The organism is uncultured Agrobacterium sp. (assembly GCF_913777885.1).
GTDB lineage: Bacteria > Pseudomonadota > Alphaproteobacteria > Rhizobiales > Rhizobiaceae > Agrobacterium.
On record NZ_CAJYTV010000012.1, the window covers coordinates 111,773 to 134,391 of the forward strand.

Below are 22,619 nucleotides of genomic sequence, written 5' to 3' on the forward strand. Positions count from 1 at the left end.
TTATGCTTTCCTTCTGCGCGATGTGGCGAATCTCGACGCCAACGTCCTTGCCGCCATGACGACGATCATCAACACGCCCCACAGCGCCGTGGCAAGATGCTGGTTCGCGCCCATGAGGTTTAGACCGGAGGACAGAAGCTGGAGAACGATCAGCGCAACGAAGACCGGCAGGACACGACCGAAGCCGCCGAATGGATTGATACCACCCAGAAATGCGGCGAGTACCGTGATCAGAAGGTAGGACTCGCCATGTCCGACACGCACGGAGTTGAAACGGGCCAGCATGATAAGACCTGCAATCGCGCACATCACACCCGACAGTGTGTAGACAAGGATCAGGATACGCCGGGTGTTAAGGCCTGAGTAGCGGGCGGATTCGATATTGGAACCGATCATCAAGAGCCCGAAGCCGAGCTTTGCCCTAGTCAGCAACACATGCCATAGCCCGACGCAAGCGATGAATATGATGAGCGGGATGGGCAGGCCGAGAACCGAACCGTGACCGATTGTGGACACGTAATCAGGAAAGCCGGAAATATCGCCGCCGCGCGTGAGGAATTCACCAAGCCCGCGCAGGAAGATCATCATCGATAGGGTGACGAGGATGGGATGCGCCCGCGTGTAGGCAATGGCCGCACCTGTGAGCGCGCCAGCGGCTGCGCCGGTGAGGAGCGCGGCAAGACACGCCAGAAGAAAGGCGCTCGGCGGTGCGTTTACCCCGCCGTGGGCCTGCAACACCCATGCTGCGGCAAGGCCCGAAAGGTTGGCGGCGAATGTGATCGACAGGTTAATCCCACCGGTCAAAAGCGGAAGCAGCATGGCGAGCGTCAGAAGGCCGAGTTCGGGAAGCTGGAAAGCCACTGAACCGAAGGTCCCAGCCGACAGAAAATTATCCGCCAGCGTTCCGAAGACGACCATGACAGCGACAAAGGCAACGAGGGGTCCCGCCATGTCCGCGCCGAACGTCGCGTTGAACTTTTGCGTGAAGGATGTCATCGGCGCGCGCTTCCCTGTTTTGAACTCTTCATGGCGGACGGCAGAAGTTTATCGAAGCGGGTCGAAGAGAGCGTGATGGCGATGAGAATGATGGCGCCGACGACCATCTTGAAGGCGAAGGGCGATACGCCCATCAGGTTGAGACCGTTCTGAGTTATTGAAACAAGCAGAACGCCAAGCACGCAGCCTATGACCGACCCCTTGCCGCCGCCAAGCCTGGCACCGCCGAGAACGGTTGCGGCGAGAACATCGAGCTCGCGGCCATAGAGCGCGTTTGGCACAACCTCCTGCGCGTAATGCGCCTGCATCAGTCCGGCAATTCCAGCCATGAGGCCGAGCCAACCAAACGAAAGATAATGCATCGCGCCGATGTTGATGCCGAAGCGTCGAGCGCCTTCCGGATTGTCTCCGAATGCGTAGAGCTGACGACCGATGGTGGTGCGCGAGATCATGAACCAGGTGGCGATGCAGCAGAGGATCATCACGACGACCGGCAGCGTCAATTCAATCCAGGACCCGTCGCTCATCTCGTGTTCGTAGAAGACGACACGGGTGGAAAGCCACTCCGGCAGATCGTAGATCGAGACCCCCTTGGTGAAGAACATCAGGAGACCGAAGAAGATGTTGAAGGTGGAGATCGTCGCGACGATGGAGATGATCTTCAGCCGCCAGACGAGAAACGCATTGATGACGCCAAGGCCGATACCGACACCACCGGCGATGATGAAGCCCTCTGCCCAGTTGCCACCGCCGAGCGCGGAAAGAGCAAGCACAGTCACATATTGGACGACGGACGCCGCGACGGCGAAGGAGATGTCGATGCCACCTGAAATCAAAACGACCAGCAGGCCGACGGCGAAGATGATGTTGACGGCGGAAACATTCAGCACGTCGAAAGCGTTCGAAACGGTCAAAAAGCGATCGGTCCCGATCGACAGGCCTGCGCAGAGCAGGATCGTCACGACGACCAGCGCGAATTCGGTAGTATTTCCCAGGATCAGCCTACGCATAGATGGCAGTCTCCAGTTCGGTCATAGACATGGCACGTGGATCGTAGGTCGCGTGGAAGCGTCCTTCGACCATGTGAACGATCCGGTCTGAATTGAAATAGACCTCCGGTGCTTCATCGGAGATCAGGATGATGGAGAGGCCTTGAGCCGCAAGCTTGCGAACAATCTCGAAAATACCGGCGCGCGCGCCGACATCGACGCCAACGGTCGGTGCATCGAGTATGAGGATTTTCGGGCCGATCGCCAGCCATTTGGCAATGGCGACACGTTGCTGGTTGCCGCCGGACAGCGTGCGGATCGGGTCTTCCGGCTGGCCGATCTTGACGCCGAGCGAGCCGATCCAGTTCTTGACGACCGTGGCTTTTTTCGACGGCGAAATCAGCCCTCCGACAAGCAATTTATCGAGTGAAGCCATGATGAGATTGTCGGCAATCGATTGCGGCTGGTTGAGCCCGAGTGACAGACGGTCTTCGGAGAGATAGGCAATACCTGCCCGAATGGCGTCGCGGTTCGAGCCGAACTTCACCGGTTTGCCTTCGAGCCGAATTTCACCGGCATGCGGACGATGCATTCCAAACAGCGTCAAAGCGAGTTCTGTGCGGCCGGCGCCAAGCAGACCAGTAATGCCGAGCGTTTCCCCCCGGCGCAGTTCGAAGGAAACATCTTCGAATTCGCCATGCCGCGTCAGTCCGCGAACTGAGAGTACAACAGGCTGATCGTCATGGTCGGTAGCGATGACGGCGCTATCGAAGAGGCGGCCAGTCATGAGTTCCGTGACGCGCGACTGCGTCATGCCCTCGACCGGATAGACGCCGACAAGCGAGCCGTCGCGCAGCACCGTGATCCGGTTCGATATTTCGAGCACTTCGGCCAGTCGATGGGAAACGAAAACGACGGCCACGCCCGACGCTGACAGATTGCGCACGATGTCGATCAGATAATCGGTTTCAGATTGCGTCAGCGAGGCTGTCGGCTCGTCCATGAAAACCAGACGCGCCTCACCGACCAGGGCACGCGCGATGGCGACGATCTGGCGCTGCGCAATGGGAAGTTCCTTGAGCGGACGATCCAAGTCGATCTCGACCCCGAGCCGGGCCAAGGCCTGTTCGGCGGCATTTCGGATTGCGGTCTTATCGACCAGCCCGAATTTGCCCTTCATGGCGTGCTGGAAGCCAATATTCTCGGCGACCGTCATTTCATCGAAAAGCGCCAGATCCTGCCAGATCACCTGAATGCCAAGAGACTGAGCAAGCGCCGGCGTCATGGCTGGGACTGCCCTGCCGTCGAACAGCAGTTCCGCGCCCGCTTCCGGTTTGTAGACGCCGGTGATGACTTTGATGAGCGTGCTCTTGCCGCAGCCGTTTTCGCCGGCCAGACAATGCACCTCGCCAGGATTGACCTCGAAAGCAACGCTCTTGAGCGCTCTAACGCCGCCGAAGGTTACGCTGATATTCTTCAAGGACAAGAGCGGTTTGTCGCTCATGGCGCAATTATCTCCCTTCGCCCGGCTGGAGCAGGGCGTTATTCATTTTCTTGTTTTTGTTGATGATACCGTCGCGTAAACGGTTGGACTACGCGACGATAATCCGATTGACCACCCGTGATGCATAAGCGTCACGGGTGCAATCGCTGTGCCTGAAGCGGCTTAGAGACCCATGCCGACCAGCTTGTCGATGCTTTCCTTGTCGATCTTCAGCAGCTGATCGACAACGATCGTGTTACCCTCGGGGTTGATCTTCCCAAGACCTGGGATATCGTCGCCAGCCTTGGGTGTTTCACCCTTGGAGAGACGATCTGCCAGGGTGACGAAGACTTCGCCGGCCTGCTTGGGGTTCCACATGAAGCCGCCGGTCAGAGCGCCGCTCTTGATGAGCTTGGCGCCCTGTCCGGGAGAAAAGGGACCGATGACAAAGACTTTGCCATCCTTGCGGCGTTCTTCCACAGCGCGTCCAGCGCCGATAGGGCCTTGCGAACCGAAGGCCAGGAAGCCCTTGAGATCCTGATTTGCAGACATGAGGTCGAGCGCTGTGGAGCGGCTCTTGTCCAAATCTTCTGCAACGCCATAACGGTCGCCAACGAGCTTCATGTCCGGATAATTCGCCTTGATGTAGGCAATTGCTGCGTCAGCCCAGGCGTTGTGCAGCGGAACGGTGAGCGAGCCGACGAAGACGGCATAGGAGCCTTTGCCGCCCATCTTTTCACCGAGAAGCTTGCCATGCGCTTCGCCGAAGCCTTTGGCGGATGCCAGTTCGAAATCCCAGTCCGCGCCCTGCTGCTTCGGGGATTCATGAGTGATGACCTTGATGCCGGCTTCCTGTGCCTTTTTCAGCACGGGCTCAAGCACCTTCGCATCGTTTGGAACGACGCCGATGACATCGACCTTCTGTGCGATCAGGTCTTCGATGGCGCGAACCTGAAGGGCAGGGTCGGCGCTGGTTGGGCCGACCATGAAGCCGTTGACGCCGAGCTTGGCGCTCTGCTCCTTGATGCCTGCCTCCATGGCATTGAACCACGGAATACCGCCGATCTTGACCACGACGCCCACCTTGGGTCCTTCTGCAAAAGCTGCGGATGCGAGCAAGGCAAGAGACAGACCCAGTGCGGCTGAAATGATTTTCTTCATGAATGTTCCTCCTCCAAAAGACGTGTACAGCAGGTGTCTCGCCACAGCTTTTGAGCTCTGTGTGCGATCGCTTCGATCTCGGCTATTCGAGATTTTCCTCCTGCTACTCCCATAGCGCGCATCGTTTGCACAATCGATATTTCAAAGTTGCACAATCGATGGTGCATGGAGGTTAGGCGCGATTTTTACTTCCGTCAAGAGGCGGATTGCTCTACACATCGATTTCGCAAGGAGGACGAGAAATGGCAGACCTGACCTCGAAGAAGGCCACGATCTACGATCTGTCGGTATTGTCGGGGGCTTCGGCTTCGACGGTCAGCGCAGTGCTGAATGGAAGCTGGCGTAAGCGCCGTATCTCGGAGGAAACTGCCGGGAAAATTCTCTCGCTGGCAAAGGCCCAACGCTACACCGCCAATCTTCAGGCAAGGGGGTTGCGCAGCTCTAAATCGGGTCTCGTCGGATTGCTGGTTCCGGTTTATGAGAACCGGTTCTTTTCCTCCATGGCGCAGGCGTTCGAGGCCGAAGCGCGCAAGCGGGGCCTCTCGCCGATGGTGGTCTCCGGGCGGCGTGATCCTGAGGCAGAGCGCAAGACAGTTGAGACATTGATCGCTTACTCGATCGACGCGCTGTTTATCGCGGGTGTCGCCAATCCCGATGGCGTTCATCAGGTTTGCGCCGGTGCAGCCCTGCCGCACGTCAATCTCGATCTTCCTGGCAAGCTTGCTTCATCCGTAATTTCCGACAACAGACATGGTGCGGAGATACTGACACGTGCGATACTGGAGCATGCGTCACGCGACGGCGCGCTTTCGCCTGATGACGTGGTGCTGTTCGGTGGACATGACGACCATGCGAGTCTGGAACGTATCGCAGGATTTGATGCAGCCAAGAATGCTTATTTCGGAACGGTCTGCAGCAGAGTAGCGGTGGAAAAGACAGGCTACTCACCGCGTATGACGGATATTGTCCTTGAAAACTATTTCATGCGCCACGGCCGTTTGCCGCGTTGCTTCTTCGTCAATTCGTCCATCAATTTCGAGGGTCTTCTGCGTTTTATGGGGCGGCATGATCCGGCGGTGGTCGCGAACATCGTGGTCGGCTGTTTCGACTACGATCCCTTCGCGTCGTTCCTGCCGTTTCCGGTCTACATGATCAAACCCGATATTTCGAAAATGCTGGAAGTCGGTTTCGAACTTCTGGATTCGTCGCCGGGCGAGCCGTGTGTGACCATTATCGAGCCACAGCTGATACCGCCGCGCACTGCGCTGACCGGCCCGCTCGACGATGTCAGTGAAACCCTGCGCACTTAATGAACAACGTGAAGGCATGATCAAGCCGAGGTCACTCGCAAGGCGTGCCTCGGCCAATCCATAATCAGAAATCCCGCAGCGATCTTATACTTGCCTGAAGGGTGCAAAAGGCGTGGTAGCGCCGATCATGCAGTTGCTGGAGCGTTCCAGAGGCGGGCTCGCATGTCTTGCCGGGCTTGCTGAGCTTTTGCATTCCCTGTTTGAGACCGGTGAAGACCTGCGCAGCGGTTGCGCCGAGAAGGGCCGCTCCCAAGAGGACAGGCTCTGCGGTCTGCGGCGCGATAACAGGCTTGCCGCTGGCATCGGCAAGAAGTTGGCGGATGAGATCATGCTGGCCCGCGCCGCCGCTGATAATGATCTGGTCGATCCCTGCGCCCGCCTTCGTCTGTGCCTCGATGATCTGTCGAAGCCCGTAGCCGATCCCGCACAAACCGGCCACATAGAGGGCGACGAGACTGTCGAGATCGCGCTCCATCCCAAGCCCAGCAATGACGGCGCGAGCAGCCGGATCGGCAAACGGTGCGCGGTTTCCGAGGAATTCAGGGACCACATGAAGGCCTCTGGCCAGCGTTACGACCTGAGAAGGAGAAGCGCTGGTGGCAGATGCCATGTTGGCGAGCATGACGGGAAGCGCAACGCCGGCAGAGCGCGCCTTTTCATGCGCCTCGGGAAAAGCGGGATGAAGGCTGATCAGATGGTCGATGGCCGCACCGGCAGCACTTTGTCCGCCCTCATTCAACCACAGGCCAGGCACCATGGCAGAGTAGTAAGGACCCCAGACACCGGGAACGAATTTCGGCTCCTCGGTCGAGGTCAGCGTACAGGAGGACGTGCCGAAGACATAGGCGAGGTTTGATTCGGGCGTTCCACCGATCCCGACCGTGCCGATGCCGCCTGCATGCGCATCGATCATGCCGGCAGAGACAGGCGTACCCGGTAAAAGGCCGAAATCTTCCGCAGACTTGGCCGTCAGCCCTTGACCGACCGGCGTACCGGGCTCGACGATCTCCTGCCCAATGCGGGCAAAGTTCTCATCAGCCAGTTCCGCTAGACAGATCTGGCGGAAATAGCTCGGGTCCCACCGCTGCTCATGGGCAATATACGTCCATTTGCATGCCACCGTGCAGGTGGAACGCGCGAGACTTCCCGTTGCTCTCCATGTGAGAAAATCAGCGAGATCGAAGAACTGCCATGTCTTTGCAAAGATCTCCGGCCGATTTTCCTTTAGCCATAACAGCTTTGGCGTCTGCATTTCAGGTGATATGCGTCCGCCGACATAGCGTAGAACATCATGGCCTTGCGCATTGATGCGCTCTGCCTGTTCTACTGCACGGTGATCCATCCAGACGATGATGTCTCTGGCCGGGATTTCAGATGGGCCGACCGGCAAAGACCGCCCGCCTTCGCCCAGCACCACGAGCGAGCAGGTGGCGTCGAAGCCTATGCCCACGATATCTTCCGGCGAAACGCCTGCGCGTGAAACCGCTGTGCGCACGGCATATGAGACTGCCTGCCAGATATTCTCGCTCGACTGCTCCACCATGTGGTGGGCATCCCTATAGATGTCGATGTCGTGCTTGGCCGTTCCAAGGCAATCGCCTTCCTCATCAAAAATGCCGGCGCGCGCACTGCCGGTACCGACATCGACGCCGATGAAATATCTGGAACGGCTCATGGAAAACTCTCCCGCATTACAACTCCACCTCAATCCCGGCTACAGATCGACGCTGTTGGGCAGGATCACGAGATCTCGTATCACGACATTGCGGGGGCGGGACAGCATGAAATAGACAGCTTCGGCGACTTCTTGCGGCTGCATCAGGCTTCCATTGGCAAGCGCCTCCTCCATCTTTGCTTTCGGCCAGTCATCAAGAAGAGCCGTGACAACCGGGCCGGGCAACACTGCGCCGACGCGCACGCCATGGGGCGCAACTTGGCGGCGAGTGGAATGGACGAAAGCCTGGACGGCGAATTTGGACGCGGTGTAAATCGGCTCCCAAACGACAGGAACCACACCGGCGACAGAGCTGGTAAATAGAATGTCGCCGCTCTTTTGAGCGATCATGTGCGGAAGCACGGCGTGAACGCCACGGAAGGCAGCGTTGATATTCAGATTGAGCATCCTGTCCCAGCTGTCGGGATCGCCTTCTGCGACAGCACCGCCGATATAGGCGCCCGCATTGGCATGGAAGATATCGAGCCGTCCGGCTTCAGCGAGAATGCGCGGAAGCATCCCTGAAACTTCTTGGCCGTCAAGGAGATTGACGACGAGCATACGGCAGCGCTCTCCAAGCTCTGAACAGAGCGCCCGCAAACGGTCCTCGGCGCGATCGATCAGAACAACTGTCGCATTCTCATCGAGAAGTTTGCGTGCGCAAGCCAGGCCAATGCCGGATGCCGCACCGGTGATGGCTGCAACCTTGCCTTCAAAGCTATCGGTCATGTGAGGCTTCCTCCCTACAGTCATTATGCCTTTGTCAATCGAACGTTTGTCAGATCTCTTGTTTTGCGTTCCTGAACGACGATGGGCGCTTTTTCGGCCTCAATCTCAGAGCGCCTTGCCGTCCGCAGTGAAGAGATAAATGTGCGCATGGTCGATATCCGCGCTGATTGTCTCGCCCTGCGTCACATCCGGCCGGCCGTTCACCACAATGGTGACTTGTTCTGCTGGCGTACGGGCATAGACCTGGGTAGAGCCCCCCAGATTTTCGGCGAAATCGAGGGTGAGGTTAAGCATGGAATGGCCGGTGCCGATCCTGATATGCTCGGGCCTAAGGCCAACGGTGACGATATCTCCGGGGCGGAGCGTGTTGCTTCGCGGATGGCTGAGCACGAGGCTTTGCCCTTCAAATGCGGGATGCGAAAGACGCAGGCTCGTCGCATCCGCACCCTCGACTTTAGCGGCCAAGAAGTTCATTTTCGGCGAGCCGATGAAGCCTGCGACAAAGGTATTGGCTGGACGGTCGTAAAGTTCTGTCGGAGAACCGATCTGCTCAACCAGACCGGCGCGCAGAACCACGATACGGTCTGCAAGAGTCATCGCCTCTACCTGGTCGTGTGTGACATAGACCATCGTGGCGCCGAGATTGCGGTGAAGCTTGGCAATTTCGACGCGCATCTGGCTTCGCAACTCCGCATCGAGGTTGGACAGCGGCTCGTCGAATAGAAAGATTTTCGGATTGCGTACGATCGAGCGGCCAATGGCGACGCGTTGGCGCTGGCCACCGGACAAGGCGCGTGGTTTGCGTTCGAGAAGCGGCTCGATCTGAAGGATGCGGGCGGCATCGCCGACGCGTCGTTTGATCTCCTCTTCGGACAGCTTCGCCATGCGCAGACCGAACGCCATGTTGTCGAACACGCTCATATGCGGATAGAGCGCATAGGACTGGAACACCATCGAAACTTCACGCTTGGCCGGCTCTTCGTAGGTTACATCCTTTCCATCGATCAGGACCTTACCCGAACTCACGTCCTCCAATCCGGCAATCATGCGCAGCAGCGTGGACTTGCCGCAGCCAGACGGGCCGACGAAAACGACGAATTCCCCCTTGGACGCCGATATATCGACGCCCTTGATGACGCCAAGTTCGCCGAACTGTTTCTTGATGTTTTCCAGCTGAAGGAAGGTCATTCTTCGTTACTCCCAATCTGTGAGCGGTTACCGCGCAAGCGGTGCGACGCCCGCTTGACTATTGACGTTTGCTGCGGTTCGGCGGTGCATCCCGCAGAAGCGCCTCCGCGGATGCCTGATCTGTCACCAGTTGCTTGACGTAACCGGCACGCAGGATCGCGCGGATGATGTTGAACTTGTAGAGGCCGCCCGAAGCCAGGATCGAATGCCGCACCGCTTTAAGATCCTTCAGTGACAGAGAAAGGACGCGCTCTGCCAGCGGATGATCGATCGGGTTGCCGTCCTCGTCGAGAAAGACACCGAGCAGATCTCCGATCGCCCCGGCGTCCAGGAGCGAAGTAATGTTCTCCGATACGGTCGGCGTCTGGACCAGCAGCGAGCGGGGCGTCATGTCTCCGCACGAAACGAGCGCGATGTCGACCGAGGTTGCGCGCCGCATCGTCTCGCGAATGCCATGATGGGACAGAAGCGCTTCCCGGCTTTCCGCTGTCGGAAAATAAAGCGGCGCCGTCAGATACCAGCATTCGGCGGAAATCGCGCGTGCGTAGCCTGTCGCAACCTCGAATGTGCTCGAGCCTGAACCGCGCGTCAGTCCGCCCATGATCGACGTGACCCAGCTTTCGGGCAGGGCGCGTGGCGTCAGTCGTTTGAGACCGGCGGACAGGGTTTTCCCCCAGCCCACGCCAAGCCCCATTCCGTCCTGCAGCAGTCCATCAAGTAAAGCACCGGCGGCCTCGCCGATCACGCGTTGATTTTCGGCGTCATCCGGCAGCGTGGGGGTCACACATGCGCCTTCCAGGCCAAAGCGTTCTTTCAGCTTATGCTCAAGGTCGATGCAATCGGCCATCGGCAGACGAATATCGACCACGACGGAGCCATCTGTGCGGATCTGTCCAAGGATCTTGTTGACCCGCAGCCGCGTCAATCCCAACTGATCGGCGATTTCCTGTTGGGTCATGCCTCCAATGAAATAGAGCCATGCTACGCGGGCGCGGGTCTGCTGCGCATTGAAATCATCCGCAGCCACACCATTGTCCGTTCCTTTGTTCACCATCACTGTCACTCCTGGCTTAAGCAAAGTCCTGCTTAAGCGTGCTGACGGTGCTCTTCAATGCATCGAGTATGGAGACGCTGTCGCGTTCGAACGGATAGAAGACCTCAAGAAATATGGGGCAGGCCGAAAGACCTGTCCGCGCGAGCTCAGCCTTGACCTCGTGCGGCTTCACACGTCCCGCTTCAGTGAAGTCCCAATGCCGGTCCAGAATGAAGTCTGTCTGCTGGATATGAACAGCGGAGATCACGTCCTGCAACTCGGCAAGCCATGGCCCCATCGTGTCTGCTTGCTCGCCATAAAGCGGTAATATGGTGCCGTGGCCCCAGTCGACGCAGAAGGTCCAGGGTGTGGCGCTGCCGGCCGCATCTGTCATCATCCGCCTCGCTTGCGCAATCGTCCACGGCCATTCCCGGCGCATGGGCGTCGGCTCGACATAAAGCGCAGTCAGGCCTGCGACCTTTGCCTTTTGGCCGAGCCGCATCATTCTCTCGATCAGGCTATCATAGTCGCGTTCGTCGATGGCGTCAGCCTCGGTGCCATCCGGCCTTGAGGCAATGGCGCCCAAAGGACCGCCGACTGCCGGGATGCCTGCTTCGGCGGCGAAATCATAGGCGCGCTCCAGCCAATGTTCGGCGTAGGTCCGCACCTCTTCGTCCGGATGAAGCAACTGGTTGAAGGTGTAATGGGCCAATCCGATGAAGGCACTGTGAATAACGATACCGTAATCGGCGGCGGCATTGCGGACATCTTTGGCATGCCGCGATACGACTGCCGAAGGCCACATCGGGTCGACGAGATCGAAGGAAAACTGGATCTTGTCGAGTCCGAGACTGTCGCGCACGACAGGTGCCCAAAGCTGCGGCGTGATCCACCGCTTCACGCAGAAGGAAAGGTTTATACCAAGTGGGTTCGATGCGCTCATTTGGTCGCTCCCATCGTCAGGCCGCGAACCATGTGTCGCGAAACGATCAGTGCGAAGATTGTCACCGGCAGAACGATGACTGTGCCGGTTGCCATGATCTTGCCCCAGGGCAGCTCATAGCCGGACATGAAACTGGTGGCGGCGACTGGCGCCGTCTGGACATTGCGTCTCGTCAACACCAGTGCGTAAAGCAGTTCGTTCCAGGAGAAGATGAACGAGAAGATCGCAGACACCGCAATTCCCGGGGCGCCAAGCGGCAGATAGATCTTGCGGAAGATCGTGAACTGATCCGCGCCATCCAGTCGTGCCGCCTGTTCCAGATCCGGCGGAATGGACTTGAACTGATCGGTGCATATCCACACGACGATCGGCAGATTGAAGGTCAGGTAGATCAGAATGAGAACGAGATGCGTGTCGAGAATATTGAGTTGCAACGCTAGAATATAGACGGGCAGTGCGAGGACGATCGGGCTCGTCATGCGGTTAGAGATGAACCAGAACCACAGGTCAGATTTGCCGCGAAAGTCGTAGCGGGCCAGGGCATAGGCCGCAGGTGCCCCGAGTGCAACGGCGAGTGCCGTGGTGCAAATGGCGATGATCAGAGAATTACCGACGCCTCCAAGCACCTTGGAGTCGGCGAAAATCTCACGATAGTGATCGAGCGTCGGTGTAAAGAGCCAGACTGGCGGAGAGGCCAGAATGTCAGACTGCGACTTAAAGCTTGCCGAAACCATCCAGAAGAAGGGAAACAGCGTAAAGAGGACGACTGCGGTGAGCCCTAGAGCGTGTAGAACCTTGCCGGATGACAGGCGCATCAGTTCACCTCCTTATAGAGAACGCGGATATAGAGACGGCTGAGAAGGATCGTGATGATCAGCAGCAGGATCGCCTGGGCGGACGCCGTGCCGAGATCGAACACGCGAAAGCCGATACGTTGAATGTAGATCGATACGAGATCGGTCGCCGATCCGGGGCCGCCACGGGTCATGACGAAGACCATGTCGAAGAGCTTCAGAACGTCGGCCGAGCGCAGGATCAACAGGGCGGTCAGTCCCGGCATCAGATAGGGAAGTTGGACGAAGCGCAGCAAGGACAGCTTCGATGAGGTTTCCAGCCGCGCAGCCTCCTCGATTTCACCCGGCACCATGGAAAGCCCGGCCAGGAAGATCAGGGCGCAGAAGGGTGTCCATTGCCAGATATCCATGATCGCGATGGCTGCGAAGGCGCCGCTTTGCGATCCAAGCCAGTCGATACCGCCGATCCCAAGGACATCCAGAAACCAGTTGGCGACGCCGAAATCACCGTTGAAGATCAATCGCCCGATAAGGCCCACAACGGCATAGGTGGTCGCAAGCGGCACGACGAGCGTCACTCGTGCCAGCGATTTGAGGAAACCCATGCCAGGCTTGTGCAGCAGAAGCGCAATCATCAGACCCAGCACGATCTCGATCGGCAATACGGTGACGTAGAATTTGGCAGTCAGGAACAATGACGCCCAAAATGTGCTGTCCGACAGGACGGACGCGTAATTTTCAAACCCGACGAAGGGGAAGCCTTCGCGCGGGCGCGCGATGTTGTAGCGACGAAACGATGTCACCAATGCAAATATCGTCGGGTAGATCCCGATGATGAACAGCGTCAATACCGCGGGCGCCAGAAACCAGAATGGTGTCCACCGGCCATAGCCGCGGTTTGGTCTGGAGGTGGGTTCTGACATCGGTCTTTCCTCTCGATGCATAGCAGGCGTGGGCACTGCTTTCGCCGCAATGCTCGGCTTTATTCAAGGTTCGTGTGATTGGCGCGCATCGCCTGGGGCGTCACGTTCAGACGGTCACGAACGGCGAGAACGAGAAGCTCGAAAGCAATGTAGAGCGCGCCCTCATAGAGCGATCCCATCGGCAGGACCGATTGCGTGTCGCCCTGATCGTCGGCCATGGTTTGCGCCGGTATATGCAACACACAATCAGCCTGGCTTGCCGCCGTGCCTTGAGGTTGTGCCGTCACGACGAGAATGCGGGCACTAGCGTTGCGCGCAACGCCGATCAGGGCCGAGACGGTTGAGAAATCGCCAGGCCCTGCTGAAACGATCAACAGATCGCCTTCAGCCACAGGCGGCGTGGTCATGTCGCCCACCATGGCGCAATGCAGTCCCAGATGGAAAAGGCGCATTGCCAGTCCCTTGATCTGGAGACCTTCGCGCCCGACCCCATAAAGGACGATCCGCCGAGCTTTTGTGATTTCCGCAACTGTCGCTTCGAATTGCTCCGTGGCGATGTCGCGCAGGCAGACGCCAATCTCGGCAAGGGCTTGGTCTGAGAGATGCAGCATGGATCGGTTCCGGTTAAAGGATCGGCAGGGGGTGGTGACAGCAGTTGCCGCCACCCCCTGCCGTGCAATGACATCTTGGAGATTTACGCTAAAGGGTTACTGCAACAACTGCTTCTTGCCGTCGTAGTAGCCTTCCTTCTTCAGGATATCCTCCATGCGCGTGCCGATTTCCTTCGATCCCGCTTCGACCGAAACCTCGCCGAGCATCATCTTGGAACCCCACTCGGCAACGACTTCGGAGATGGCTGGCCATGCCGGGAAACGTGGACGGAATTCCGGAACGCCCTTCTGCCAAGAGGCAACCATCGGCTCGACGAACTTGTACTTCGCCTTGATCTCCGGGTCGTTGTAGACGGACATACGGCCGGAAACGCCGCCAGCTTCCACATAGGCCTTGGCGATGTCCTCAGAGGTTGCCCACTGAATGAACAGCCAGGTCGCCTTCTTCTGCTCTTCGGTGGCCTGCGCGGCAACCGCCAGAGAGAAGCCGCCAAGGGCAGGGAGACGGCCAGCAGGGCCTGCGGGTTCCGGTGCTACTGCGAGGCAGTCTCCGAGCTTGGAGGTGGCAGGATCGACGAGCGTACCGTAGAAGGCAGACCATTCCGTGATCATTGCGACCTGGCCCTGGGCCAGGGCGTTGACAGCTTCTGCGTGGTCGAAGGACACGATGCCGGGTGGCATATATTTCATCAGATCCTGACGGAAGTTGAGGCCGGCCTGGCTTTCCTTGCTCATCAGGTTGGACTTGAACTGCTTGTCGAGCAGCGAGCCACCGAAGGGCCAGAGCATACGCATGAAACTGTCGGCCGACTGCGTTTCTCCGCGCAGCGATTGCAGGGCGTATGCATATTGGTTCTTCGATGCGTCGGTCAGCTTTGGCGCGTAAACCTTCATCAATTCGTCCCAGGTTGCCGGTGGCTTGTCGAAGCCGGCATCCTTGAGCTTGCAGGAGTTGTAGAACATCAGGCCCGAATAGTTGTCAAAGGGCAGGCCGTATGTTTTTCCACCCCAGGAGCCGAACGCATCGAGCAGAAGTGGGAAGAAACCATCCAGCTTGAGGTTCGGATCTGTGATCGACTTGTCCTTGGTGAAATTGTCGATCGGGTCGATCCAGCCGTTTTCGGCAAATTCGCCGATCCAGACGAGATCGACCAGGGCCATCGTGAGGTCGCCTTGCGAGGTGAAGTTTAGCACTTCCTTCTCGCGCGTATTCTCATAAGGAACGATTTCGTAGTTGACCTTGATGCCGGTCTTCTTTTCGAAATCCGGAAGGAGCTTGATGATCGCACGATAGCCGGGGCGATCCAGGAATATGCCGCTGATCTCCGTACCCTTCAGCGGCTTGGCTGCGTCTTCCAGCCAATCGGCATGCGCCAACATCGGCGCACCAGCGGCTCCCGCAGCCAGCGCCAGAACGCTGACGCACACTCTCAACAAACGTTTCATGCCACTCCTCCTATCGTGCCCGCCTTATGACGCAGGCTTGTTTCAGTCTTCGATCGCTTGCGACATGCGCGCAAAAGAGCATTGCTCGCCCTCGGCGCCGCCTCTTCCCAAAACTGCTTTTTCCTCCCGAAGCCGTCGCCTTGGTCACGCCTCACCATTTGCGCCATCGGCGCACTCGCGAAGAGTTATCAATGGTTTGGGCTCGCCGTCCTCTCGGCGGGAATGTGCAATCGATACACATGTAAATTTATTTTTGCAATAGTAATGATGGGGCAATTGTGATTTTATCGACGTCGTTCAAGGCAGAGGCGAATATGACGACGAACGCATCAGAGCGAACTGAAATCGATGACCGCAGAGCGCTTGCCGAGCGCATCGCAAAAGCCGCTGGAGCCAAAGCTCGGGGGTTTCTTTTGAAGCCACATCGACTGGAAACCACACAAAAATCCTCGACCCAAGACCTGGTGAGCATCGCGGACCGGACCACGGAAGCCTATCTTCGCAAAGCGATTCAGAAGCATTTTCCCGATGATGGTATCATTGGGGAGGAAGCGGGCTCCACGCGCGGAACCTCGGGCTATATTTGGGTGATTGATCCCATTGACGGGACGATGGCCTTTCTTGTCGGGCAGCCAAACTGGTCGGTTTCAATCGCGGTTCTTAAAAATGCGGAACCGGTGGTCGGGGTGGTGTATGCCCCTGTGCTGCGCGAGCTATACGTCGGCCAGACCGATCGAGGCGCAACGCTAAACGGTCGATCTCTTTCCATCAATCAGGACTGGACGATCCGCTCGACAACGATTGGTTATGGTGGGACCGAACGCGCCGATCCGATTGAGGTCGGTGCATTCGTAACCCGGCTTTATCAGGAGGGAGGCGTTCTCTTTCGCGTAGGCTCCGGCGCACTCATGCTGGCCTATGTCGCCGCCAACCGGCTTGCTGGCTATTACGACCCGACCCTTTACTGTTGGGACTGTCTTGCTGGCGTTGCGCTTATTCGTGAGGCGGGAGGGTTGGCGGAGTTTGCCGGGGACCTGACGAAGCCGGGTCCAATCTGGGCCGGCAACCAGGGCGTCTTTGAGCACCTGAAGCGGCTTAGCGCGTGACGCGCAGCTTCGGGTAGTATTGTCCGGTTTGGATCACGCCTTAAAGACCGGCTCGATCCCGCAGTCCAGAAGCTGTGGATCGATACCAAGCTCCATCTCGATGAACATGGAATCGACGAAGTCGATCAGCGCATCGGTGGCGCTAAGCGCCTTAGCCAAATTCCGGTTCGCGACGGCGTTCAGAACAGTCAGATGACAGTCGATGGTCGTGGACAGATTGGATTTCTCCGGCGTCAGATTGTGGTGAATGAAACCGATGCGTCGATAGATGGTGTGCAATGGTCGCAACGTATGTTCAAGAAACGGCTCGCCGGAGGCAGACAGCAGCAGCTGGTTAATGCGGCGGTCCAGCACATTGAACTCGGCGAGGCTCATACTATCGCGTCGCTCAAGCAATGTGCGTTCCATATGCAGGAACTGATTGCGGTGCGAAGGACTGGCGTGGTCGATCGCCATTCGCACGACAAACCGTTCCATGTCGCGCCGTAATGGCAGAAGGCGGCGCTCCCTTCCCAAATCTATGGGTGCAACCTTTAGACCGTGCCGTGGAAGAACGATGAAAAGCGTATCTGCAGCGAGCTGGCTGACGGCGCTATGAACAGGTGTGCGGCCAAGTCCCGTTGCGTCCTGCAACTCACCCAAGGTGAGTTGCATCCCCGGCTTGAGCTCGCAATTGATGAGCCGTTCTTCGATGCGCTCATACGCGAGATCGAAGAAATTGATCCTGTTTGCTCGCTTTGGCGCAAGGCTATCCGTGTGTTTCGGTGGGCTGCTTTGCTTGGGTATGGCCATCGCCGGTTTCCTTGCCTCGCACCAGTGAAAAGCATCTCTTCGAAGACCATTAAAACATGTTGTGATATTTCACAAGTGTCACTAATGTCGTTTTCCATGATCGGCTCGGAGGAGGGCCGCAGCAGTGGCATGTCATGTCAGACACGTTTGGGCGGTTTTGGGGGGAAGAATGAAGATCACGTCTGTCGAGACATTGAGAACGGAAGAGTTCGCCAACGTGCTGTGGGTGCGTGTCCACACGAACGCAGGCGTGATCGGTCTGGGAGAAACCTTTTACGGCGCCGGTTCGGTTGAGGCTCATATTCACGATGTGCTTGCTGGCCGCCTGCTTGGCCAGGATCCGCTGCGGATCGAAGCGCTTGCGCGTGAACTGGTGAACCTGCCAATGGCGCAGGCCTCTACCGGAGCGGAGTATCGCGCGGCCTCGGCAATCGATCTTGCCCTGTGGGATATTTTCGGCAAGGTCTGCGGCCAGCCTGTTCACCAGATGCTGGGCGGGCTCTGCCATGACCGCATCCCTGTCTATAATACCTGTGCAGGCTACGGTTATGTCCGCTCGAACAAGATCAAGCCGGTTGATACCTGGAATTTCAGGGACGATGCCGAGGGCCCCTATGAAGACCTGAAAGGGTTCATGACCGATGCGGGCGCACTGGCGGAAAATCTATTGGAGCAGGGGATTTCCGCCATGAAGATTTGGCCGTTCGATCCCGCCGCGATTGAGAATGACGGACGCTTCATAACCGCCGAACAACTGCGTTCAGCCATCAAGCCGTTTGAGCAGATCCGCGCCCGCGTTGGTGACAGAATGCGCATCATGGTCGAATTTCATAGCCTGTGGAATCTGCCCACCATCAAGCGGATCGCTCGAGAACTGGAGGCATTCGATCCGACCTGGTACGAAGACCCGATCCGGATGAACTCGGTATCGGCTCTTTCCGAACTCGCCGCCTCAACGAGCGTGCCCATCTGCGCTTCCGAGACGCTCGGCTCGCGCTTTCCCTACAAGGACATGCTTGAAGCGGGTGCAATCGGCATTGTGATGACCGATCTGGTTTGGACTGGGGGGCTGACGGAAGGCCGCAAGATCGCCTCTCTTGCCGACACATACCACAGGCCCTATGCCCCGCATGATTGTACGGGTCCCGTTGCTTATGCGGCTGCTGTTCACTCTTCCTTCTCGCAGACCAACACAATGATCCAGGAATCCGTTCGGGCTTTTTATACTGGCTGGTATAAAGAACTTGTCACCCACGTCCCGGTCATCGAAAACGGCTTCGTCTTGCCGATGGAAGGGCCAGGCCTCGGCACCGAATTGCTGCCGCAGGTGTTCGAAAGATCGGACCTTACGGTTCGCCGCAGCAAGCTTTGAGGAGGAAACGATGAGCAATCAATCCATTTTCGATCTGAAGGGTCGCACAGCGCTCATAACCGGCTCTTCGCGCGGCCTGGGTCGCGCCATGGCCGAAGGTCTTGCCGCTGCCGGCGCTCGCGTCCTGATCAATGGGACCGATACGTCTCGTGTTGCACAGACAGTGGCTGAGTTTCGCAGCGCCGGTTATGAGGCTGATGCTGCGTCTTTCAACGTGACTGTGGAAGACGAGGTCAAGGCAGCGTTTGAAGGGCTGGATGCTGCAGGCGTTGCCGTGGACATTCTGGTCAACAATGCCGGTATTCAGTATCGCAAGCCTATGGTCGAGCTTGAAACGGCGGATTGGCAGCGGGTCATCGATACGAACCTCACAAGCGCTTTCGTCATAGGGCGCGAGGCGGCGAAACGGATGATTGCCCGCGGCCATGGCAAGATCGTCAACATAGGATCGCTGACCAGCGAACTGGCCCGCGCAACGATCGCGCCCTATACGGTCGCAAAGGGCGGGATCAAGATGCTGACCAGAGCCATGGCGGCGGAATGGGCACAGCACGGTATTCAGGCGAACGCGATCGGTCCCGGCTACATGCTGACGGATATGAACGAGGCCTTGATCAGCAATCCCGACTTCGATGCGTGGGTGAAGGGTAGAACACCATCGAAACGATGGGGCAAGCCGGAAGAACTGATCGGCACCGCCGTTTTCCTCTCCTCCTCCGCATCAGATTACGTCAACGGCCAGATTATCTACGTCGATGGTGGCATGTTGGCGGTTCTTTAGCTTCTCTTAATCACCGATGGAGTCGAGCGACTTCAAGGGTATTGATGAGCTTTCAGCAGCAAGCGAGTTCGTGGAAGCCATCTTCGATCAAGTCGGCAAAATCCCTGTCGAACATCGACAGTCGACAGATTAAACTCTCAGCTTTTCGTCCTGCCACAGACGAAATCCACCCTCGAAAGCGAGTTTATTGTCGCCGCGACGGCACTTTGGCGGAAGTGAATCAAGCTTTTCTACGTTGCCGCCACCGATGACGACATAGTCGGGTTCAAGGGCGTTCGTAAGCGTCTCGACGATATCGAAAACCCGCGTTTGCCACTTCTTGTGACCTTTCTTCTCGCGATAGGTTTCGCTGACATAATGCTCGTAGCTCTTGCCCTTTCGGTAGGGAAGGTGAGCGATCTCCATAGGTTGCGCGACGTTCTCCACGATCATTGCTGCGCCAAGCCCGGTGCCAAGTCCGAGGAACAGCATGCGTCCATCCTCGTAGGATCCGAGCGCTTGCATCAGCGCGTCGTTGACGATGCGGGTGGGACAGCCAAAGGCGGCCTGATAATCGAACCCGACCCAGCCGTCAGCTAAGTTTACCGGCTCTCGAAGCGGCTTGTCATGCACGACCGGTCCGGGATAGCCCATAGAGACAACGTCATATTTCAAGCCATCCGCCATCGCCTTCACGGCAGCGACCATGTCGGCCGCTGTCATGGTCTTGCCGCTGACTGCTTTCTCCTCTTCGCCGCCTGCACTGGAAAGGATCTTGACGTGACTGCCACCGATATCGATGGAAAGGACAATGCGATCTTTGCGTGCTGAAACATCTTGCGTCATACGTCTTCTCCAATCACTCAAGCCGGGTCCACCCAGCCTCCAGGAGGTGCGAAAGTCTCCGTGCCCTCAGGTCCCCACGTTCCGGGTTTGTACGTCGGTGGAACAGTCTTCTCGTCCAGGATAGGCTCTACAATCTTCCAAGCCAGCTCCGCCGCATCCTGACGGGTGAAGAGTTGCCTGTCACCGGCCATGGCGTCGCCTATCAACCGTTCATAGGGCGCCATGTCACCGGTGCCGTCATCCACTGCGGTTAGCTCGACGGCTTCTCCTCGCATCTTTTCACCCGCAGCCTTGCGACGCGCGCCAATGCCGATCGAGATATCCGGCCCAAGCCGGAAGCGAATATAATTGGCAGAAGTGTCGGTGATCTCGTCAAAGAGGGTCACGGGCGGTCGCTTGAAGCGCACCACGACTTCCGTTGCGTGGGCTGGCAGGTTCTTGCCAGCGCGGATGAAGAAAGGCACGCCGTTCCAGCGCCAGGTGGAAACCCGAAACCGAACCGCAGCAAAGGTTTCTGTGGCTGAGGCGGGCGCCACTCCAGGTTCGTCTGTATAACCTTCGAACTGACCGCGCACCACATCGACCTTCGAAAGAGGCGGCATGGCTTTCAGCACTTGCACTTTTTCATCGACCAGATCGTCGGATGCGCCGGAGGCTGGGGGCTCCATGGTCAGTAGCAAGAGGACGTTGACCAAATGGTTCTGGATCACGTCGCGGATGCAGCCGACTTCATCATAAAACTTACCGCGCCCCTTGATGCCGAAATCCTCGGCCATGGTGATCTGCACGCTCTCGACGTGATCGCGATTCCAGATCGGCTCCAGAAAGCTGTTGGCAAAGCGAAAATAGAGCAGATTCTGGATCGCTTCCTTACCGAGGAAATGGTCGATGCGAAAAATGGCGTCTTCCTCGAAGACTTTATGCAGCACTTCGTTCAGCTTTTTTGCGGAAGCGAGATCGCGCCCGAATGGTTTCTCCACCATAAGCCGCGCATCTTTGGCGATACCCGCCTTATCCAGACCATCCGCAACCGTTTCGAACAGAGAGGGTGGTATTGCGAGATAATAAAGCGGATTTTTGTGACCAGCCAATGCCTCTCTCAGCTTGTCGAATGTCGACTGGCTGCGATAATCGCCGGAGACGTAGGAGAGCCTGTTCGCCATCTTGCTGAACACGTCCTCGTCGATCGCGTCCACATGCTTTGAAACGGCGTCTCTGGCACGCGCGATCAGTTGATCGCGCGTCCAGTCGTCGAAAGCAACACCGATGATTGGGGTGTCGAGGCTGCCTCGCTTCACCATCGCGTAAAGCGATGGGAAGATCATCTTGTGGGCGAGGTCGCCTGTCGCGCCGAACACCACCAGAACGTCGGACCGTTGCTGTGCCATCGCTGCATTCCTTTCGATTTACTTGGTCTTTTCCAGGTGACCGCCGAAAGCGTGGCGCATGGCGGAGAGAACCTTTCCAGCAAACTGTGCCTCACCGCGAGACGAGAACCGCTCGAACAGGGCCGAGGCCAAAACCGGTGCGGGAACGCCGGTTTCGACGGCTGCCTGCAATGTCCATCGGCCTTCGCCGGAGTCAGACACGCGGCCATCGTAGTTCTCCAGATGCGGGTCCTGTTTCAAAGCTTCCGCCGTAAGATCCAGCAACCAGGAGCCAATGACCGAGCCGTGTCTCCAAACCTCCGTGACTGCGGGAAGATCGACATCAAAACGGTAATATTGCGGGTTTGCCAATGGTGCCGTCTCGGCATCCGCTTCCCGCTCGCTATTGCCCGCATTTGCGGCCTTCAATATGTTCAGCCCTTCTGCGTAGGCTGCCATGACCCCATATTCGATGCCGTTGTGAACCATCTTGACGAAATGGCCTGCACCCGCAGGGCCGCAATGCAGATAGCCTCTCGGTGCAGTTCCCGTCTCTGGGTCTTCCGCGATGTCCTGGCCGGCACCGGGTGCGAGCGACGCGAAGATCGGATCTAGCCTTTTCACGGCGGCCTGCGGGCCACCGATCATCAGGGAATAGCCGCGCTCCAGACCCCAGACGCCGCCCGAGGTTCCGACATCGATGAAGTCTACGCCGAGCGGCGCAAACTCCGCGGAAAGATTGATCGCCTCATGGTAGAGCGAGTTGCCGCCATCGATAATCGCGTCGCCATTGTCGAGCTTGGAGGCAAATTCGCGGGCAATTTTAGGCGTAATGGCCGCAGGCAGCATTAGCCAGACGGCGCGTGGTTTTTCCAGCTTGGCAATGAGATCGTCGGGCGATGACGCGCCCTTGGCGCCGTCCTTCACCAGAGCAGCCACATTGTCGGCGTTGACGTCGAAGACAACGCAGTCATGGCCCTGTTTCAGAAGACGGCGCACCATATTGGCCCCCATGCGGCCAAGACCTACCATTGCAATCTGCATATCATTCTCCAT

The 22,619-nt window shown here is 57.8% G+C and carries 21 protein-coding genes; 4 read left to right on the plus strand and 17 right to left on the minus strand.

What is annotated here, in order from left to right:
- From QZ869_RS11845 to QZ869_RS11860, 4 genes are all read right to left on the minus strand, one after another.
- A complete protein-coding gene (locus tag QZ869_RS11845; RefSeq protein ID WP_274101193.1) occupies window positions 1-996 on the minus strand; it encodes an ABC transporter permease in 996 nt (331 codons plus the stop codon).
- The gene (locus QZ869_RS11850; protein WP_296038881.1) at window positions 993-2,006 is read right to left on the minus strand and encodes an ABC transporter permease; all 1,014 of its coding nucleotides are present in this window, start codon (window positions 2,004-2,006) and stop codon (window positions 993-995) included. The genes QZ869_RS11845 and QZ869_RS11850 overlap by 4 nt, the downstream gene beginning before the upstream one ends.
- On the minus strand, window positions 1,999-3,489 hold the full coding sequence (locus QZ869_RS11855; protein ID WP_296104864.1) for a sugar ABC transporter ATP-binding protein: 1,491 nt from the start codon (window positions 3,487-3,489) through the stop codon (window positions 1,999-2,001). The genes QZ869_RS11850 and QZ869_RS11855 overlap by 8 nt, the downstream gene beginning before the upstream one ends.
- A gap of 162 nt (window positions 3,490-3,651) precedes the next feature.
- Window positions 3,652-4,629: a substrate-binding domain-containing protein gene (locus tag QZ869_RS11860; protein WP_296038885.1), complete on the minus strand. Its 978-nt coding sequence runs from the start codon at window positions 4,627-4,629 to the stop codon at window positions 3,652-3,654.
- A gap of 242 nt (window positions 4,630-4,871) precedes the next feature.
- On the opposite strand from QZ869_RS11860, the gene QZ869_RS11865 reads away from it, so the two are divergent.
- On the plus strand, window positions 4,872-5,939 hold the full coding sequence (locus QZ869_RS11865; RefSeq protein WP_296104867.1) for a LacI family DNA-binding transcriptional regulator: 1,068 nt from the start codon (window positions 4,872-4,874) through the stop codon (window positions 5,937-5,939).
- A gap of 64 nt (window positions 5,940-6,003) precedes the next feature.
- Here the strand turns inward: QZ869_RS11865 and QZ869_RS11870 are convergent, their stop codons facing one another.
- The 9 genes from QZ869_RS11870 to QZ869_RS11910 form a co-directional block, all read right to left on the minus strand.
- A complete protein-coding gene (locus QZ869_RS11870) occupies window positions 6,004-7,614 on the minus strand; it encodes an FGGY-family carbohydrate kinase (protein WP_296104869.1) in 1,611 nt (536 codons plus the stop codon).
- A gap of 39 nt (window positions 7,615-7,653) precedes the next feature.
- A complete protein-coding gene (locus tag QZ869_RS11875; RefSeq protein WP_296104872.1) occupies window positions 7,654-8,382 on the minus strand; it encodes an SDR family oxidoreductase in 729 nt (242 codons plus the stop codon).
- Between the two features lie 105 nt (window positions 8,383-8,487).
- Complete coding sequence (locus QZ869_RS11880) at window positions 8,488-9,570, minus strand: ABC transporter ATP-binding protein (protein ID WP_062599772.1); 1,083 nt, start codon at window positions 9,568-9,570, stop codon at window positions 8,488-8,490.
- Between the two features lie 58 nt (window positions 9,571-9,628).
- The gene (locus QZ869_RS11885; protein ID WP_296019844.1) at window positions 9,629-10,624 is read right to left on the minus strand and encodes a sugar-binding transcriptional regulator; all 996 of its coding nucleotides are present in this window, start codon (window positions 10,622-10,624) and stop codon (window positions 9,629-9,631) included.
- Between the two features lie 16 nt (window positions 10,625-10,640).
- Window positions 10,641-11,546 carry a TIM barrel protein gene (locus tag QZ869_RS11890; protein WP_296104875.1) on the minus strand — a complete coding sequence of 302 codons (906 nt, stop codon included), beginning with the start codon at window positions 11,544-11,546 and terminating at the stop codon, window positions 10,641-10,643.
- Entirely contained in the window at window positions 11,543-12,361 is an 819-nt protein-coding gene (locus QZ869_RS11895; RefSeq protein ID WP_062424443.1) for a carbohydrate ABC transporter permease, read from the minus strand. Before QZ869_RS11895 ends, QZ869_RS11890 begins: the two co-directional genes overlap by 4 nt.
- A complete protein-coding gene (locus tag QZ869_RS11900; RefSeq protein ID WP_062599768.1) occupies window positions 12,361-13,263 on the minus strand; it encodes a carbohydrate ABC transporter permease in 903 nt (300 codons plus the stop codon). The genes QZ869_RS11895 and QZ869_RS11900 overlap by 1 nt, the downstream gene beginning before the upstream one ends.
- A gap of 59 nt (window positions 13,264-13,322) precedes the next feature.
- Window positions 13,323-13,874 (minus strand): SIS domain-containing protein, encoded by a 552-nt coding sequence (locus QZ869_RS11905; RefSeq protein ID WP_296104878.1) that lies wholly within the window; start codon window positions 13,872-13,874, stop codon window positions 13,323-13,325.
- Between the two features lie 96 nt (window positions 13,875-13,970).
- Complete coding sequence (locus QZ869_RS11910) at window positions 13,971-15,320, minus strand: sugar ABC transporter substrate-binding protein (protein WP_296085043.1); 1,350 nt, start codon at window positions 15,318-15,320, stop codon at window positions 13,971-13,973.
- 314 nt (window positions 15,321-15,634) lie between these two features.
- Here QZ869_RS11910 and QZ869_RS11915 point away from each other — a divergent pair, with 314 nt between their 5' ends.
- Window positions 15,635-16,426 (plus strand): inositol monophosphatase, encoded by a 792-nt coding sequence (locus QZ869_RS11915; protein ID WP_296104881.1) that lies wholly within the window; start codon window positions 15,635-15,637, stop codon window positions 16,424-16,426.
- A 33-nt stretch (window positions 16,427-16,459) separates the two neighbouring features.
- Here the strand turns inward: QZ869_RS11915 and QZ869_RS11920 are convergent, their stop codons facing one another.
- On the minus strand, window positions 16,460-17,218 hold the full coding sequence (locus tag QZ869_RS11920; RefSeq protein ID WP_296104883.1) for a GntR family transcriptional regulator: 759 nt from the start codon (window positions 17,216-17,218) through the stop codon (window positions 16,460-16,462).
- A gap of 169 nt (window positions 17,219-17,387) precedes the next feature.
- Here QZ869_RS11920 and QZ869_RS11925 point away from each other — a divergent pair, with 169 nt between their 5' ends.
- Together QZ869_RS11925 and QZ869_RS11930 are read left to right on the plus strand one after the other, a co-directional pair.
- On the plus strand, window positions 17,388-18,590 hold the full coding sequence (locus tag QZ869_RS11925; RefSeq protein ID WP_296104885.1) for a mandelate racemase/muconate lactonizing enzyme family protein: 1,203 nt from the start codon (window positions 17,388-17,390) through the stop codon (window positions 18,588-18,590).
- Window positions 18,591-18,600: 10 nt separating this feature from the next.
- Window positions 18,601-19,371, plus strand: a complete 771-nt coding sequence (locus tag QZ869_RS11930) for an SDR family oxidoreductase (RefSeq protein ID WP_296104890.1) — start codon at window positions 18,601-18,603, stop codon at window positions 19,369-19,371.
- A gap of 129 nt (window positions 19,372-19,500) precedes the next feature.
- Here the strand turns inward: QZ869_RS11930 and QZ869_RS11935 are convergent, their stop codons facing one another.
- The 3 genes from QZ869_RS11935 to gnd are packed head-to-tail and all read right to left on the minus strand — an operon-like array spanning window position 19,501 to window position 22,607.
- Entirely contained in the window at window positions 19,501-20,196 is a 696-nt protein-coding gene (locus QZ869_RS11935; protein WP_296104894.1) for an ROK family protein, read from the minus strand.
- Window positions 20,197-20,213: 17 nt separating this feature from the next.
- Window positions 20,214-21,584: a glucose-6-phosphate dehydrogenase gene (gene zwf / locus QZ869_RS11940; RefSeq protein WP_296104897.1), complete on the minus strand. Its 1,371-nt coding sequence runs from the start codon at window positions 21,582-21,584 to the stop codon at window positions 20,214-20,216.
- An 18-nt stretch (window positions 21,585-21,602) separates the two neighbouring features.
- Entirely contained in the window at window positions 21,603-22,607 is a 1,005-nt protein-coding gene (gene gnd, locus QZ869_RS11945) for a phosphogluconate dehydrogenase (NAD(+)-dependent, decarboxylating) (RefSeq protein WP_296019809.1), read from the minus strand.
- Window positions 22,608-22,619: the final 12 nt, after the last annotated feature.

Excerpts from the sequence above, each read along its gene's own strand:
- QZ869_RS11855 (WP_296104864.1), bottom strand. The coding sequence starts at position 3,489 with ATGAGCGACAAACCGCTCTTGTCCTTGAAGAATATCAGCGTAACCTTC.
- QZ869_RS11930 (WP_296104890.1), top strand. The coding sequence starts at position 18,601 with ATGAGCAATCAATCCATTTTCGATCTGAAGGGTCGCACAGCGCTCATA.
- QZ869_RS11890 (WP_296104875.1), bottom strand. The coding sequence starts at position 11,546 with ATGAGCGCATCGAACCCACTTGGTATAAACCTTTCCTTCTGCGTGAAG.
- QZ869_RS11915 (WP_296104881.1), top strand. The coding sequence starts at position 15,635 with ATGACGACGAACGCATCAGAGCGAACTGAAATCGATGACCGCAGAGCG.
- QZ869_RS11865 (WP_296104867.1), top strand. The coding sequence starts at position 4,872 with ATGGCAGACCTGACCTCGAAGAAGGCCACGATCTACGATCTGTCGGTA.
- QZ869_RS11885 (WP_296019844.1), bottom strand. The coding sequence starts at position 10,624 with ATGGTGAACAAAGGAACGGACAATGGTGTGGCTGCGGATGATTTCAAT.
- QZ869_RS11870 (WP_296104869.1), bottom strand. The coding sequence starts at position 7,614 with ATGAGCCGTTCCAGATATTTCATCGGCGTCGATGTCGGTACCGGCAGT.
- QZ869_RS11905 (WP_296104878.1), bottom strand. The coding sequence starts at position 13,874 with ATGCTGCATCTCTCAGACCAAGCCCTTGCCGAGATTGGCGTCTGCCTG.
- QZ869_RS11910 (WP_296085043.1), bottom strand. The coding sequence starts at position 15,320 with ATGAAACGTTTGTTGAGAGTGTGCGTCAGCGTTCTGGCGCTGGCTGCG.
- QZ869_RS11880 (WP_062599772.1), bottom strand. The coding sequence starts at position 9,570 with ATGACCTTCCTTCAGCTGGAAAACATCAAGAAACAGTTCGGCGAACTT.
- QZ869_RS11900 (WP_062599768.1), bottom strand. The coding sequence starts at position 13,263 with ATGTCAGAACCCACCTCCAGACCAAACCGCGGCTATGGCCGGTGGACA.
- zwf (WP_296104897.1), bottom strand. The coding sequence starts at position 21,584 with ATGGCACAGCAACGGTCCGACGTTCTGGTGGTGTTCGGCGCGACAGGC.
- QZ869_RS11875 (WP_296104872.1), bottom strand. The coding sequence starts at position 8,382 with ATGACCGATAGCTTTGAAGGCAAGGTTGCAGCCATCACCGGTGCGGCA.
- gnd (WP_296019809.1), bottom strand. The coding sequence starts at position 22,607 with ATGCAGATTGCAATGGTAGGTCTTGGCCGCATGGGGGCCAATATGGTG.
- QZ869_RS11850 (WP_296038881.1), bottom strand. The coding sequence starts at position 2,006 with ATGCGTAGGCTGATCCTGGGAAATACTACCGAATTCGCGCTGGTCGTC.
- QZ869_RS11845 (WP_274101193.1), bottom strand. The coding sequence starts at position 996 with ATGACATCCTTCACGCAAAAGTTCAACGCGACGTTCGGCGCGGACATG.
- QZ869_RS11920 (WP_296104883.1), bottom strand. The coding sequence starts at position 17,218 with ATGGCCATACCCAAGCAAAGCAGCCCACCGAAACACACGGATAGCCTT.
- QZ869_RS11925 (WP_296104885.1), top strand. The coding sequence starts at position 17,388 with ATGAAGATCACGTCTGTCGAGACATTGAGAACGGAAGAGTTCGCCAAC.
- QZ869_RS11860 (WP_296038885.1), bottom strand. The coding sequence starts at position 4,629 with ATGAAGAAAATCATTTCAGCCGCACTGGGTCTGTCTCTTGCCTTGCTC.
- QZ869_RS11895 (WP_062424443.1), bottom strand. The coding sequence starts at position 12,361 with ATGCGCCTGTCATCCGGCAAGGTTCTACACGCTCTAGGGCTCACCGCA.
- QZ869_RS11935 (WP_296104894.1), bottom strand. The coding sequence starts at position 20,196 with ATGACGCAAGATGTTTCAGCACGCAAAGATCGCATTGTCCTTTCCATC.